At 66.9% G+C, this 15704-nt stretch carries 8 protein-coding genes; all 8 read right to left on the minus strand.

The genetic code is table 11. The annotated features are described in order from the left end of the window. Nucleotides 1–19: 19 nt before the first annotated feature. Nucleotides 20–3994 (minus strand): type VII secretion protein EccCa, encoded by a 3975-nt coding sequence (eccCa, locus tag ACWGJY_RS00780; RefSeq protein ID WP_453258634.1) that lies wholly within the window; start codon nucleotides 3992–3994, stop codon nucleotides 20–22. 39 nt (nucleotides 3995–4033) lie between these two features. Further along, entirely contained in the window at nucleotides 4034–5269 is a 1236-nt protein-coding gene (locus ACWGJY_RS00785) for a MinD/ParA family ATP-binding protein (protein ID WP_453258635.1), read from the minus strand. A gap of 62 nt (nucleotides 5270–5331) precedes the next feature. Next, a complete protein-coding gene (gene eccD, locus ACWGJY_RS00790; RefSeq protein ID WP_453258636.1) occupies nucleotides 5332–6687 on the minus strand; it encodes a type VII secretion integral membrane protein EccD in 1356 nt (451 codons plus the stop codon). A 169-nt stretch (nucleotides 6688–6856) separates the two neighbouring features. Continuing rightward, nucleotides 6857–7135, minus strand: a complete 279-nt coding sequence (locus ACWGJY_RS00795) for a hypothetical protein (protein ID WP_453258637.1) — start codon at nucleotides 7133–7135, stop codon at nucleotides 6857–6859. Nucleotides 7136–7502: 367 nt separating this feature from the next. After that, complete coding sequence (locus tag ACWGJY_RS00800) at nucleotides 7503–7916, minus strand: hypothetical protein (RefSeq protein ID WP_453258638.1); 414 nt, start codon at nucleotides 7914–7916, stop codon at nucleotides 7503–7505. A gap of 237 nt (nucleotides 7917–8153) precedes the next feature. Beyond that, nucleotides 8154–9122, minus strand: coding sequence for a hypothetical protein (locus tag ACWGJY_RS00805; protein WP_453258639.1), 969 nt, complete (start codon nucleotides 9120–9122; stop codon nucleotides 8154–8156). 141 nt (nucleotides 9123–9263) lie between these two features. Beyond that, a complete protein-coding gene (locus ACWGJY_RS00810) occupies nucleotides 9264–12770 on the minus strand; it encodes a Swt1 family HEPN domain-containing protein (RefSeq protein ID WP_453258640.1) in 3507 nt (1168 codons plus the stop codon). 96 nt (nucleotides 12771–12866) lie between these two features. Further along, nucleotides 12867–15650 (minus strand): DUF1156 domain-containing protein, encoded by a 2784-nt coding sequence (locus ACWGJY_RS00815; RefSeq protein ID WP_453258641.1) that lies wholly within the window; start codon nucleotides 15648–15650, stop codon nucleotides 12867–12869. Nucleotides 15651–15704: the final 54 nt, after the last annotated feature.

Consider the following 15704-nt stretch of genomic DNA (forward strand, 5'->3'; position numbering starts at 1 on the left):
GGGAGAGCTCGCCGGTGTGTCACTGGGAGGAGTACACGGTCTGGATGAGGCGGTTGGTCTGGCCCCTGCGGATGAGGACACCGCGGCCCGCCGGCTGCTGGGAGGCGTAGACGTCGGGGAACAGCTGGCCCTCGCTGCGGTCCCCCGCCATGAGGAGTGCCGAGGATCCCGACTCGCGCAGGCCCTGCACCAGGGGCTCGTAGATGCCGCGTGAGGCACCTGCGACGCGGCGCGTCAGGACGAAGTGGAGGCCGATGTCCACCGCGGACGGGATGTACGGCAGGAACGGAGCCAGCGGTTCCTGGCCGGCGGTGGTGAGCACGTCGTAGTCGTCGACGAGGACCACGATCCGCGGGCCGCCGCCCCAGCTGCCGGGTTCCAGGTCCTCGAGGCGCGCGCTGTCATCGGGCAGTCGCTTGTCCAAGACGGTGGTGATACCGGTGGCGAGGCCCGCGCACAGTTTGGCGTTGTACGCGTAGCCGCCGTTGAACTCTTCGGGGACCGCGCCGCGCAGACTGCGCCTGGGGTCCATGACGGCGAAGACGAGTTCGTCCTCGCTGTAGCGCTCGATGAGGCCGCCCGCGATGGTCTTGAGGAGATTCGTCTTGCCGCACTCGCTGTCGCCCATGATCAGCAGGTGCTGGTCGTGCTGGAACAGGTCGAGCAGAACGGGTTTGAGCGCTGTTTGGTCCAAGCCGATCGGCACCCGCTTGGGTTCGGCGACCGGACCCGGCAGGAGGTGGGTCTCCAGGATGTGCGGCAGAACCCGTACCGGCTGGGCGACCTCGCCGCTCCATGTGGCGCGGATCGTCCGGGCCGCTCGCTCCAGGACCGCGCCCATGTCCGCGGTATCAGCGAGTCCGTCCGTACGGGGAAGTGCGACCTGTGCGAAGAGTCTGCCGTCGGTCAGGACCCGGCCGGGCTCGTCGGGTGAGAGGGTCTCGGCCAGCTTGTGGTCGATGCTGGACTCGCCGGGGTCGTTCAGCCGCAGCTCGACGCGGGTGCCGAAGTTCGACTGGACGGCGATGCGTACGTCGTTCCAGCGGAGCATGCCCGCGACGACGTGGATGCCGTAACCGCCGCCGCGTTTGAGGATGTCGGCGATGTCGTCGTCCAGGTCCTCGAAGTCGTCGCGCAGTGCGCCGAAACCGTCGATGACGAGCACGATCTCGGCGGATGCCAGCTGGGGCAGCCGGCCCGCGGCGTGCAGGTCGCGCAGCTGCTCGACGGAGTCGATGACATGCTCGCGGAAGAGATCCTCCCTGGCCGCGAGCATGTTCCGTACTTCTTCGACGGTTCGCGCGGCGCGCTCGCGGTCGGCGCGGCCCGCGATGCCGCCGACGTGCGGCAGACCCGACAGGGCCTGCAGCCCGCCGCCGACCAGGTCGAGGCCGTAGATGCCGACCTCCTGCGGGGTGTGGGTCAGCGCGAGCGAGAGGGCGAGGGTGCGCAGGAGCGTCGTCTTGCCGGACTGGGGGCCGCCGATGACGGCGGCGTGGCCGCCGGCCACTGTGAGGTCCAAGTACCACTGACCCTGCCACTGCTTGGCCGGGTCGTCGAGCAGGCCGAGCGGTACCTGAAGCGGCCCACGACGCTTGGCCAGCTGCACACCGCGCGGGCCGACGTCCAGCGGTCCGGCGACCGCATCCAAAGCGATCGCGTCGGGCAGCGGGGGCAGCCAGATGCGGCGCACCGGAGCAGCGGCGTTCACCAGCTGCTCGACCATGACGCCCAGCTCGGTCGGCCCGGTCTCGCGGCGCCGCACCGTCGGCTCCTGCGTGCTCGAATCCTCCGCGCGGGCCGCGGAGTTGAAGGTCTCGTAGGGAAGGGCGAGGGGCCCGGCGGTTTCGTCCTCCGAGCGCTGCACGGGGCCGCGGTAGGCGCCCGAGACATAGCTCGCCTTGAAACGGTCGTAGTGGCTGGTGTCGACCTTGAGGTAGCCGAATCCGGGCAGCGGCGGCAGGTGGAAGGCGTCCGTGGTGTCCAGGACCGTACGGGATTCGTCGGCGGAGAAGGTACGCAGGCCGAGCCGGTACGAGAGGTAGGTGTCCAGGCCCTTGAGGTTGCCGCCCTCGATGCGCTGGCTGGACAGCAGCAGGTGCACGCCTATGGAGCGGCCGATGCGGCCGATAGACAGGAACAGGTCGATGAAGTCCGGCTTGGCGGTGAGCAGTTCACCGAACTCGTCGATGACGACGAACAGGTGCGGCAGCGGGTCCAGGTCGGGCCGCTGGTGGGCACGCAGTGCGGCGTAGTCACCGATGTCGGCGATGTTGCCCGCGTCCTTGAGGACCTGCTGGCGGCGCTTGACCTCGCCGGCGAGCGAGGCGTGGACGCGCTCGACGAGGCCGGCCTGGTTCTCCAGGTTGGTAATGACACCGGCGACGTGCGGCAGGTTCGCGAACGGCGCGAAGGTCGCACCGCCCTTGTAGTCGACGAGGACCAGGGCGAGGTCCTCGGGTGGGTGGATAGCCACCAGGGCGAGGACAAGGGTGCGCAGGAGTTCCGACTTCCCGGAACCGGTGGCACCGACACACAGGCCGTGCGGGCCCATGCCGAGCTCCGAGGACTCCTTCAGGTCCAGGAGCACCGGCTCGTGGGAGTCGTTGATGCCGATGGGTACGCGCAGGAAGGCCCGTTCGCCGCGCGGCGCCCACAGGCGCGACAGGTCAAGCCGCGCCACGTCATCGATGCCGAGCAGGTCGGCGAAGTCGACGGGCCCGGACAAGGGAGCATCGACGAGCGACTCGGTGGAGAGGCGCAGCGGCGCCAGCATCCGGGCCAGGCCCTCAGCGAACGGGATGCTCATCTCGTCCACGGTGCCGTGGGCGCCGATCGGCTCCTGCTCTCGCAGATCCTCGATGATCACCTGATCACCGTCGACGATGATCCGCACGCCGACATGTCCCGGCTCCTGGACCCGCTGTTCGAGCAGGTGCAGGACCATGACGCCCATCTCCCGCAGGCCGACCGCCTCATCGGGACGCGGCAGGTCGACGGCGTCCTCCCCGTGCCCGTCGGCGACGACGAGCAGCCGGGACGTCATGGACAGCGCGTCCTTGCCGGACAGGCCGCGCCGCACCTCGGCCGCATAGGAGGCGCGGCGGCGCAGCTCGGAGCCGAGCTGCCGGGCGAGCTGGGGAGTGGAGGGAGCGATACGGCGAGCGGCGACGGGACCGTCGTACTGCTCGCCATCGAGCAGATGCGGCATCCACTTGGCCCACTCCCAGTCGGCAATCCGGTCCCCAGGCACCGCGAGCGCCATCACCACATCGTCGGGGGCATGCAGGGCGGCGGCCTGCACGAGCAGGGCGCGCGCGACGCGCAGACAGTCCTCACGGGGGCCGATGACGCTGACGTTGCCGACGCGGTCGAGCGGGACGGTGAGCGGGAGTTCGGTGCCGGTGCGGAAGCGGGCCATCAGCGCCGATGCCTCGTTGAGCATGAAGCGGTCGGGCGGGGTGAGGACCGACGAGCCCTGCTGTGCGATCTGCAAGTCGCGTACGGGCATCTCGCCGGTGCCGACCCGCACGCGCAGGAAGTCGCCGTCGACGCGGCGGCGCTCCCAGAGACGAGCCGGATTGCGCACGATGTCGTAGAGGGCGGGCGGCGGTGGGTTGAGGACATCGGCGCGCTCGCGCCGCCGGCGCTCCTCGGCGGAGAGCTCCTCGCGCAGGTCCTCCAGATAGGCGAGGTACGCCTCGCGCTGGGTGCGCCGGGTGCGTTGAGCCTTGCCGCGCTGCGAGAAGACGAGCGCGACGGAGCCGATGACGGTGACGACGAGGATGATGGCGCCGAGCCCGGCGAACTGACTGTTGCGCACGACCGTCATCATCACGACGGACGACATGACACCGGCGACGGGCAGCAGCGACATCGCGATGTTGCCCGACTTCCCCTCGGGGAGGTTGGGCGGGGCCTCGATGATGCGCGCCTCGGAGGCGGCCGGGGGCCTGGTGGTCCGGGCCGGGCGGTGGATCAGTCGGGTACTCATCGTCGTCGTCCGTCATTCACGATCGGGCTCGGCATCTGGTCAGTGACGCTGCTGGGAGAGGGAGAGCTGGAAGACGTCCGCGGCAAGGCGGGCGGCGGCTTCCCTGGTCGGGTGAGCGAGCAATGTGGTCTGGACCGGGCCGCCGGCTGCCAAGTGCCGGTCGTACGGCAGGACCTGGACGCTTGCCCCGGTGGACTTGAGTTTCTGGGCGGCCTCGTCGAGGTCGAGTCCTGAGTGCGGCACCAACTCGGTGAGCACGACAACCGTGCCGGCGATCACATGCCGGGGCAGCCCCTGCATCCACTGGAGCACCGAGTACGTGCTGGTGATGCCTTCCGGAGTGGCGGGTGTGGTCAGCACGCGGCCATGGGCGGCGGCGAGTGCGACCCGGCCGACTTCGGCGGGCAGCGTCTCGCAGTCGATGACCATCACACCGAAGTAGCGGCGCAGCGCGACCACGGCTCGCTCGTACGTGCGGCTGTCCAGCATCACGCCGATCTGGCCCTGGCTCGCGGGCAGCAGCCAGGCGTTGTCGGGGAGTTGGACGAGATAGCCCGTGACGTCGAGCAACGACATGTTCGGCTTGACGATCTCTGCGATATCGCTGGTGGTCCAGCGCAGCGTCTCGGCGCCGAGACGCAGCGGCAGCGAGCCGAGTGCCGGATCGGCCTCCAGGAAGAGGACCGGGTCCTGCCGGTAGTGCGCGTACGTGGTACCGAGCAGCGCGGCGACGGTCGACTTGCCGGATCCGCCCCGGATGGAGGTGACGGCGATCTGCCGGCCGGTCGTCACGGGCTGCTGGAGCACCTCGGCGGTGCGGGTGATCTCGGCGACTTCGCGCGCGGCTGACGAGGAGAGCGTACGGCGCAGGGTGCGTGCGGTACGCGCGGCGAAGGACTCTCCGTGCTGCGGCTTGCTGCGTACCGTGCGAGCCAGGCCCTTGTCCACCACGGGCCGAGAGTCGGAGATGCGGTGGGACTGGGGGCCCGGGGCGTACGCGGCCGGTGCCTGCTGCTTCTGTTCCTGGTACCCGGACTGCTGCGGCCAGCCGCCCTGATGGCCCGTCTGCTGCTCCTGACCCTGGTACGGGCGGCCGGCCTGCTGGGGCGCACCACCGTCAGGGGCGACGTCCGACACCTGGGCGCTCTGCGCGGGGAGGCCCACGCCCGGGGCGGGAGCACGGTACGCCTGCCCGCCGGGGCCCTGCGCACCCTGCTGGGCGCCGCCCCTCAGGTCGCGCAGCACATCACCCTGCCAGTCGTCTCCGTTCGGCATGCCTCCCCTTCTCCCCCACTTCGCTGCCCCGCCCGGAGCGCCAGCACATCGACTCGGAACTGTCAGATCTGGTTGAGCAGCTGCCCGTACACACCGAACACACCGAAGGCGAGCGGGAAGAGCCCCACCATGCCGACGGATTCGACCAGATCGGCCATACGCCGCAGTCGCACCTGTACATGCTCGGGCACCTGCACCGCCAGAACGAGCAGTGGCAGCACCGCAGCCCCGCACAGCACGGCGAGCGGCCCGCCGCCCCCTGCATGCTCCATCCACACCATCACAAGGCGCACGACGAGGCACGATGCGGCAGCGAAGAGCGCAACGACCTCGGCGACCAGCGGAAAAGCCCGCGCCCTCGACACGAGCACCACGACGACGAGCGATGCCAGCAGCACGGTCCATACGGTCGGCTTCTCGGCCAGGGTGAGCAGCCAGCCGGCAGAGGTTGCCGAGACCGCAGTGACGGTCGTCGAGAGGGCAAGGCCACGGTGCGTCGCCGCGACCGCGGTACCCACCTGGTGACGGCTGACGGAGGCGCCACCCGAGCGGCGGTCGTCAAGTGCGGTGAGCCCCGACGCCATCAGGGCCAGCCGCGGCAGCACGCCGAGCACCACCAGAGAGAAGACCGCCATGACGGCACCGAGCCGGGCCGGATCACCCTGGACTGCGGCAACCGCCTCCCACACGACGGCGATCGAGGCGGTGGTCACGGCGCCGACCAGCCCGCCCTTGCCGAGCGGCGAGAAGTAGCCAAGGAACGCAAGCGTCAAGGCCAGCGCGCCGGCGACGGCGGCGAGCCGCGCGGTGCCCGGCCAGTCGTACGCGTCGGCGGCCGTCCACGCGGTGAGAACGCCAAGCCCGCCGGAGGCGACCAGCAGAGCGGTCGCCAGACCCCTGTTCCCCCGTCCGATCTTGGCGACAAGCGCACCGGCCACCAGCAGCACGAACGTGACAGCCGAAAGAGCACCGACCAGGGCACCGAGCGCGAACTCACGGCGGGCGAGCAGCGCGGTGATCACCGCGAAGGCGACGGTCGCCACGCCGGCGCTCGCCCGGCGCGCGGCGGGACGCCAGCGCCAGGCCCGCAGGTCGAGGTCGTCAGCCACCTGGTCGGTGACGTCGTGCACTACAGGGGCGGGCGGCGCAGAGTGGGTACTGACGAGTCGGAGCACGGCGCCGTCGGCAATCCCGACCGACGCCAGCGTGCTGTCGTGGGGCAGGACGGAACCGTCGGACGTAATCAACTGCCGTGTCATCGGGCGCGACGTGGGCCGGTCATCCAGCAACTGCAGAACATCCGGAAGCAGTTGCCCAATGGGTGTGTCGGACAGCAGGACGATGTCGGCCCGGCGTCGCTCACCGACCAAGGTCACTCGGCTCAGTTGCGCCTGGGAAGTCGTTGCTCTGCTCACCACTTACGGGAACCTATCATCGCGAGGTTGAGGCCCCTCGGGACAACCGACATGCCTATCCTGCCCACTTCCGCCCGGTCCCGCTTCAAGGAACCCTTCCCCCGCCACCCGGAGCTCTTCATGTATTTCCCGGGAATGCCGCAAAATCTGTCTGAATCCGTTCTGCGGACTTCTAGGATTTCGCCGACCTCGTCGGCTGCTCGTACTGCTGCACCTGACGCTGCTGTTTCTCCTGCTCTGCCTTCTGCTGCGCCAGCGTGTGCTGAAGGAACGACCACCCGACACACCCCGCGCACAGGACGGCGGTGATAGCGATCCCCGCGAAGACCTTCCCGAGCCGTTCGTCCGCCGTGCGCCGCCCCCGCTGCGTCCCGAACAACAGGGCATCCCGCATCCTGCGTCGGCGCACAGCCACCGACTCCAGCAGCTGACTGTCGTAATCCCGCGCCATCTCGTCGTCCGTCGCCCTAGTCGTCCGTCGCCTTAGTCACTGCCGATGTACCGCTCCGAGCGTACGCTTCTGGTTCCTTGCCAGTGCGCCTGCCCGGCACACGCACAAGGCCTTTCACGCGCTGCGTGCGCGCTTCATCGAGCCACCGCTCGCTGACACGCGGCCCTTCAGGGAGCCAGCAGCCAGGTGGCGGCCAGTTCAGGACCTCGACGGCTGCCACTTCGGGCCGCAGGAACTGCGCGTGAACTGCCTCGTGCCTGACCTATCCGCTCTCGACCGTCGATCGTGCCGAGGGTGGCCAACGGACGTCTTTGGGCCAGGGGTTGCCCAGATCACTTGTGATCGTTTACACCGGAACCGTCGCCGGTCACCTGATTGGCTCTCCTTGGCCAGGAATCTCCCCGGCGGTCTGCCGCCCGCCGCCCCCACCGGGACGGGGTTCGTCCTGGACATCCCGGTCGGTGTAGGTGATCACGGTGACGAAAAGCCAGTGCAATCTGTAGGCTCGGCAGGCGCCAAGCACAAGCGCGGCCTCGACAACCCAATGCACACCCCACGTGTCCTTCGGCCTGACGTCCAGCACGGTGGCGGTGAGGCACACGCCGGCAATGATGATGGTGGCGGAAAGGATGCTCACCCAGTTCCGCCGGAACTGCGCGGCCAGACGACCGGTGGTGCGCAGGGCGCGCATGCGAGGGCCAGAGGCCTGAGCGTATTGCGCGATAGCGGCGGTGACGAAACTGCCTACGATGGCGACCACGGTGGCGCCTGTGGTGTACACGCTTAGGCGTTGATCCTGGCTCGGTCTGCCCAGCAGGTCCCCGCTGCCGGCCCAGCGGACCCAAGTGAAGTGCAGCCCTACTGCTAAGGCCGTCACCCACCAGTCGGCCACCGGGCGCTCGCGCGACGAGTGCCAAATCCGGGCCAGCGCCCCACGGCGTCCGTACATCATGCCCCACCCCCCCACGCGACCTGCGGGAATCGGTCCACTCCCGCAGCGGTTCAGCGTGTCACCAGACTAGACGTCGGCACTGACAGCGGCTCGCAGGGTCCGTTCGTACTGGTGGGAGACTGAGCCGAGCTTCTCTAGCGCGAAATGAACGTCCAGGGCGTGACCGTTGGTCGCGGTCACCGGTACGGAGCATTTGGCCGTGATGCGTTCCGCCACAAAGTCGATCTTCTCGTCTTCGGCCCGCTCGCCCCAGTGCTCGATGTGGGCGATTGCCTGGGCTGTGGTCACAGCGTCAGTGTTGTCGAGCCAGTCTCCGATGTCTGAGGCCAATGCGCTAGTTGCATCGAGGAGTTGGTGTTGCCCACGTGCGCGACGAGTCGGTGTTAGGGGGAAGCGACTACGTTTCTTCGGTACTTCGAGAGTTAGCGTCAACGCCAGGTCTGGGAACTCCTCACGTACACGGTTGGCGAGTGAGCTGATCTCTGTGCTGCTGCGTAGTGCCGTCGGACTGTCGTAGGGCTCAGGCTCCAGTCGCAGCACAAGCTTGTCGACGGCAGTGGCCTCCTTGAGCTTGTCACGAGAGCGGCCGTTGACGACCGGCCTGACCCGGATCTCCTCATGCAGATAGTGAGCCCCGTTGAACCATCGCTCGATTGCCCGAACGCGAGGGGACGAGATGCCTCCGCTCATTGTGGCTACGACGTTGCCAAAGGGGAGGAAGTAGAGCACGGTGAGGTCAACCAGACCTCGGTTGTGGGCAAGTCGGAGATCGCTGATGGAGCCATCACCGAGATCGATCTGCCGAGGTATGTCGGTGCGCAACTTGGCAAGCAGAAGGTGAGGCGCCGTCTGTTGTTGGTCGACTCCACCGATCAGCGTCTCCCCACCCGATTCCACCCGCCGCTCGTAAACGGGTGCGTCACGCAGTCTGCCTAGTATGCGCGACCAGTCACGCTCCAACATGCGTTGGCCCGCGCCCTTTGCCTCCACTAACTCATAGAAGTGCACGGTACGTTGACGGCTGTTTGCTGCCACGCAGGCCCCCTTCCCCAGGTCCCGAACGATTGCGTGAAGATCAGCTTGGTGGGCTACTCAACTCGTGCATGTGCCCTATGTAAAGAGACAGGGCTGCCGCGTCGGATGGTACGTGCAGCCCTGTCAGAAAATCTCATCTTCTCAGTCGGACTCGAACTCTGCTTGCAAATTCAGGGTGTTGGAGTTTTCACGCAGGATGCGCACCTTGTCCTCGGGGAAGCCCTCGGGCCGGCTCGCCTGGATCTCGACGGTGACCTCCACCTCGGTCCCAGACAGCGCCAGGTGCTGGAGGATCTCGAAGACATAGTCGGTGGCGTTCTTGCTGTACTGCTCTGGCGTGAGGCGCGCGGTCGCGTAGAAGCGGTTGAGCGTCCGGGGAAGGGTGGGTTGCACAGAGATACCTGGGCCGACGGTCGAAGGGTTCTCCTTGCCTTGTCCTTGACCACGTTCGCCCCTCGCCTCCCCGGATTCTTCCTCCTCGACCCGGGCGCGTGCGGTAGTGCCCGTCCCCCCGCCGTTGGTGGCGGCGTGGGCTGTCGCCTCGCGGCGGCGCGTGATCTCCTCCTCTTCCTGCCGCCGCTGGGCGAGTGCCCGTTCAGGGCGGACGAGGAGGGTGCTGTCGGTGATCTGGCTGAAGCGGGTGTTGCCGCCGGGCAGGACGAGCCCTTGATAGTGGCCCTCGGCCTCTTCGTAGCCAGTGGCGAGGGCGAAGCCTTCCTGCTCCCAGTTGAACAGCGACAGGACGTCCTCCACGCCCGCATCCAGGACGGACCTGCCCACGAGCCGGTTGAGGTAGGGGTAGGTCGTGTGCAGTTCCCACAGGCGGCCCACGCTGAGGTGCCCCTCCGCCTCCCAGATGCGGGAGAGCGGGCCCGTCAGCTTCTGCTGGATGAGATTCGGGGCCTGCTGGAGATGCAGCTGTGCCTTGCGCTTTAGGCGTTCCGCGGTACGTGCAGCTAGGTCCTCAGCGCTACCGGTGTCGATCTTGATGTCTTCCCAGGTCAGCCGCGCACCGGGTTCCTCGCCCTGTTGCGGAACCAAGGCCCAGTGGTAGGTCTGTCCAATCCGGAGCTCCACCTTCTCGGCGGCCTGCGCCATTCGCGCCTCTGCCTGCCTGCGCTGGCTCTCGCTGAGGTCGTGCTGGAGGTGGTCTGCGAGGACCTTGCGCCAGCCCAGAAACTCTCCTACGGCTTCTTCCAGTTCCTGCATCCGCCGCTTGTCGGGTGCCAAGAACACCAACATGTTGCGGTGGGAACGCTGCGAGGGGCCGTGCGTGAGCAGGGCCTCGGCCACGAACTCCATGGCCGGGGTGTCGTCACGATCCTTGGTGTGTGTGTACTGCGGGTGCAGCAACACGAGTCGCGCCTCGTCCCGGTCAGGGATGTCCCGGGTGCTGCGGGGTGCAGCGTGGACGGCCTTGAAGTCTGCACGGCGCTGGGCCATGGGACTGAGCCTGCGGACGATCTCGGCCCAGATGTCCTCCTGCCGGCCGAGCAGCCGGTTGGCTTCGTCCTTGGCGAGGCGTGTGATGTTGGCCTGGGTGTCGTACCAGTAGCGGTCGGCGTCGGCGTAGAGGTAGGTCGAGCGATCGGCGAGGGTATTGAGCGCGGTACGGAAGTTGCCCATGGTGTCGCCGGGTATCGCCATACCGAGGCGTACGTGAGCCTCGGAGAGCCCCTTCTTCGCGGCCTTCAGGGTGGCGGCCGAGCCCATGAAGACTGTGCGGGCGATTCGGCGACTGACCGCTCGCTGTCCCAGGTACGACTTCTCTTTGTCGATCTCGACGGGTGTGGAGTGCACCCCATCGACGTCGGTGTCAAGGATGGCCTTCCAGCGGTCCTCCAGATACTGGGTGAGATCGCTGCTGACGAGCCGGTCATTGAGGGGGATGTCCCCGACCATGATCATGGGGCTCTGGCTCTGCCCGATCCACAGTGCATGAATCACGGCGCTCATCAGACGCAGGACGCCTCGGGTGCGCTGGAAGCGTTCCAGGGTCGACCAGTCTTCGTAGAGTCGGGCGAAGAGTTCGGGGTGGATCGGGTACGTCGCTCGAATCAGGCGTTCGTACTCTGTGCTGTCGCTGCCGGAGGGGAACTCGGCCTTGTGGTTGGCGTAGAACTGCTGGAAGACACGCGCCACCTTGTTGATCTGCGCCTGGGCGGTGCCCGTCGGTGCCTCGAAGAGGCGTCGACGCACGATCTCGAACGACTCATCGGCACTCGCTGGCCGCCACGGGTCGGCGTTGCGGCGCACCACGTTCTGCAGGCGCTCCAGAGCGATCTGCCCGGCGGGCCCCCCAATCTCGTTGTCATCGGCGTCGTTGCCCTTGCCGGTGTCGGAGGCGGGGATGGAAAGGATCAGCTGTGCGCCCTCAACGGCGGCAACCGCTTCGGTCAAGGACTGCGCGAAGGAGAAGTGAGTGTCGAAGTCACCAGCCGGCAGGTCATTGTTGTTGACCAGCTGCCTCGCATAGACGACCCATTCGTCGATGAGGATGAGGCAAGGGGCGTATGCGGCGAGCAGATCCTGTAGGACTGCTGAGCCGGGGCTGGTTCGGGAGCGATCGGCCTCGGCGACGAGGCCGTAGCCCTCCTTGCCGCCGAGCTGCCAGCCGAGTTCTCCCCAAAGCGTACTGACACGGGTTCCGTCGGGTTTGGAGTCCGGCGCGCCAGGCGACAGCTCCGTACCGACAATCACAGCACGCGTAACCGGGGTCGTCGGCAGCGTCCCGCCGGGAGCCTCGGCGATCAGCTCTTGCATCTCCTGGGGTAGGCGCTGTGGCCTGAGCCCTGGCGAGAACAGGTGGTAGAGGGCGAGCATGGAGTGAGTCTTGCCGCCGCCAAAGTTCGTCTGCAGGTTGACGATGGGGGCAGCGGAGTTGTCGCCGGACAGGCGGCGCAGAGACTTCTCCAGCAACTGTTGCAGGCCATCGGTCAGATAAGTGCGGTGAAAGAACTCCTCGGGGTCTGTGTACTCAGGTGCACCATCGCCATTGACGACATGAGCGAGGTTCGCGGCGTACTCGGATGCGTTGAACTTGCCTTGGGCCACGTCTTGGTGTGGAACCAGGACATCTCGCCACGGCTTGAGCCCGCCTTCCGCCGCGACTGCTGGCATGTCGGCCGCGCGCCGTGTCGCCTTCTTCGTTTCAGCCTCGATGAGGATGCGTTGGTGTTCAAGGCGCGAGGTGCGGACCTTCGCGACCAGCTCGCCGGGCGCTCCGACGTCTGTCAGCAGTCGCTCCGCGGTGTCCAGGGCGCGGCTCGTGTCGTCGGCGCTGAACGGTGCGTTGTGAGCCCAGCGGTTTCGTACGTCGCTCAGCTCGCCGACGTAGCTGCGCGCAGCGGGGGGCAGGACATGCCGAAAGTAGGATGCCCAGTTGCGCAGGACAGTCGTCAGCAGGAAGTGCGGGTCCTCTTTGGACTGCGCACCGAGGCCACCCGACCGGGCAGCAGCCACCGCGTCATCGAACCAGGAATTCCCTTGCCGCCTGGTCATTTCGCGCTCCACCAAGGGCAGAACACCCTCAGGAAGCAACTCGATCATGCGGCCTATGCGGTCCCTGTTGCTCAGTGCCATGCGGTCCGTGTCATCCTTCGTCGTCCTGTCGGCCGCGTCCTGCGCGCCCTGCTGCTCGTCGTACATCCCGCCCCCTGCCGTGCGGCGCTACGTCAGTTCCGTAAGAGCACGTGTTGCTGTGTCATCGAGTCGTACCTGTGGCTGTGTGGAGGGTTGTGTCGGTTATGCGTCGTCGCTCTCTTCACTGGTGAGATCCCAGCTGAGCTGATTGGCTGCCGGCGCGTTGCTGCGGGCTTGTTTCTCGGCCGCGTATGCCGCGGTCTGCAGGTCCGGCCATGAGCCCGCCAGGTTGTTGAAGCGCTGGCCGCTCTCCGACCAGTTGTTGCGCTCGCAGATGCTGTATAGGAGGTATGCAAGGTCCTTGACGGAGTCCTCGTCGAGCTCCCTATGACGGCGGATGTCGGCCAGCAGCTCGCCAGCCGCGTCTATGCCGGAATCCTTGCCCTTGCCGTCGAGAACGCGCGAGAGGTGCATTGCCGCCTCCCACACCGAGATGTGGAGTGCCGCTCCCGGGGCGTATGCCTCGCGCAGGTCGGCAGGCTTAACAAGCCACACGTTGCTGTCACCAGACGCTGTGACGCCCGTGTCCTCGAGGCCACGCATTGACGTGTTGTACGCCTTAGACAGTGTCTCCGCGTCGCCGAACTTTCCCTTGTCCCACTCATACTGCTCGAACCACTTGATACACCAGCGTGTCTCCATGTCGAACTCCCCCTCCTGGGCGGAGAGGACCTCGGCAAGGACGTCGTTGATGAGTGCGAGGGCCCTGCGCACGCGCATGGGGGTGCCATCGGACTCCGTCACTTTGGCGTAGCGCGAGAAAATCGCGATACCGGGCCCGATGGCGGACTGAGCCATGTCCACGGGGGCGACATTGCCCTGCTGAAGATCTTGGAGAGCTGACGGGAGTTCCCTGCGCAGGGCGCTGAGGAAGCCGCGCCGGTCGGTGGTTGTGGCGGTTGCTGGGCGAGGGCGGCAGGCGAGGACGATGGAGGAGGCGAGCGCGTTGGTCCCGATGCCGATCGACCTTCCCGCCCGCTCGGTACGGACTGGCCATGTAGCCGTCACAGAAAACCCTGCCTCCATGAGGCCATTGAGCATGGTCTCCCACCCGGTCGAGGCTGTTCCGTCGACCTCATCGGTCTCGGACTGCTTGAACGCGTAGAAGACCGCCAGCGGGTAGTCGGCATGGTGGCCCTCGCGGATACGGGTGAACGTCTCGACGAATCCGCGCTCGAAGTGGTGCTCCGCCTTCTCCCTGCTGCCGCCGTGCCGGTAGGGAGAAGCAATGAGCTCCGGCTCCTTGGGGGTGAGGATCGTGGTCATCACGTCTGGGTAGATATCGCCAAGGGAACGGCGGAGCCAGACGTAGAAGAAATCGGAGAGGTCGGCGTAGCCGATGTTGTCGTAGTACGGGGGGTCAGTGCTGACGATGTAGCCGTCGTAAGGGCGGTGGGTGGCATCGGCCTGAGTGACGTGGCCGCAAGCTGCTTCGGAGGGCAGAGCATCTAGCGTCTTGCCGATCGCAGTCAGCATGATCTCCAACGTTCCCGAAGACGGCCCGAAGACGTTCCCCTCAGCGAAGTCCCAGGTCATGGGCAATGCTTGGCGGGCGAATGTGCTCCGGAGGATCTCCATCTGGGGGTTGTTGGCCCATGTTGTGATTGTGGAGGCGTAGTCCGACATGCGGCTGACGGCGAAACCCAGGTATGTCGCCACGGCCTTTCCGTACTTGGCTGCTTCGGCCTCCTGCATCCCAGCCGCCTTCGCGTCAAGCTCGACCCTTGAACGCGCCTCACCGACGAGATCGCTAAAGGTCGTGAGGGCGAGGAGCTGGCGGTTGGTGAAGAGCGACGCATAAGTCTCCAGCCCGTACAGCGGCGGCGAGAACCAACGTGGATTCACGGGAAGAAGATCCTCTGGCACCTTGACCGGCACCCGTACCTCTGCCGCCCTCACCTGCTGTTCTGCTGCCTCCAAATACACCCGCTGCCGCTTGCCCTCGGCCACGGTCGCCAGCATCGTGGCGCCCATCCGTCCGGCCACGCCCTCGCCTTTGATGTAAGCGTCGCTCGTGATGTCCCCACATACCAGACACGCGAACTTGGCTCCCCGCCCCTGTTTGGGCGGGCTGGGTGGGCCCTCCTTGCCGTGGCGGATTTCAAAGCGGACGTCGCGCCCCTCCACCACTGGTTCGATCCACCGAGGCCTGTCCTTCTTCTTTGACAGCCACCACGTGCTCACTAGCGGCATCTCCGCCCCGCAAGCCGGGTTCGGGCACCTCACTGTGCGCGCCCACAGCCAGGCGATGACGGATGCCTCGGTACCGTCGTCAAGCATCGCCTTCGGATAGCGGTCGCCGATGCGTGCGAACGCCTCGTCACGCATCCACTGCCCGTACCGGCGCACATCCTCCGCCAGTCCGCTCGCGGCTGGCCAGTCGTTCCGGATCTCTGCGCGCGGTGAAACCGGCTTGTGCCCCGCCCACCTGGGTGGGATCTCAATGAGTGCCTTATTGATGACTACGGGGACCGGGTTGAGGTCGCTGGCATGCGCCTTGAGGCCGAGACGGTGAGCCTCCAGTGGAATCGTGCCGCCGCCCGCGAAGGGGTCGAGGACGGGTGGGAGTGGTCCGTCGCTGGATTTGGCTATTTCCTCGCGTACCTGGCGCATGATGCGTTCATTGCGGGTGGCCTCCCACGGGACCATCTCCTCCATCAAGTGGAAGAGCCGTTTGCGCTCCAGACGCTGATCTTCTTCCGAGGGGAAGAGATCAGGGTGGGAGGAGGGGTCGTCGATGAGCTGGGCGAACAGGATCGCGCGGGCTGCCGCGAGGGGTCGGCGGGCCCACCACAGATGGAGGGTGGCAGGGTGGCCGTGACGGATCGACTTCTCGCGCGCCGACTCCTTGTTGATGACCTCTAGCGGAAGAGCTACTTCGATCAATTTCCGACGACGCGGTGCCGGTGCCCCCGCACTCGCCCCTAACGCCCCTGTCCT

The sequence above is a fragment of the Streptomyces sp. NPDC054765 genome (assembly GCF_053612065.1).

Coding starts and splice junctions, on each gene's coding strand:
- eccCa (WP_453258634.1), bottom strand. CDS start 3,994: ATGAGTACCCGACTGATCCACCGCCCGGCCCGGACCACCAGGCCCCCG.
- ACWGJY_RS00785 (WP_453258635.1), bottom strand. CDS start 5,269: ATGCCGAACGGAGACGACTGGCAGGGTGATGTGCTGCGCGACCTGAGG.
- ACWGJY_RS00795 (WP_453258637.1), bottom strand. CDS start 7,135: ATGGCGCGGGATTACGACAGTCAGCTGCTGGAGTCGGTGGCTGTGCGC.
- ACWGJY_RS00810 (WP_453258640.1), bottom strand. CDS start 12,770: ATGTACGACGAGCAGCAGGGCGCGCAGGACGCGGCCGACAGGACGACG.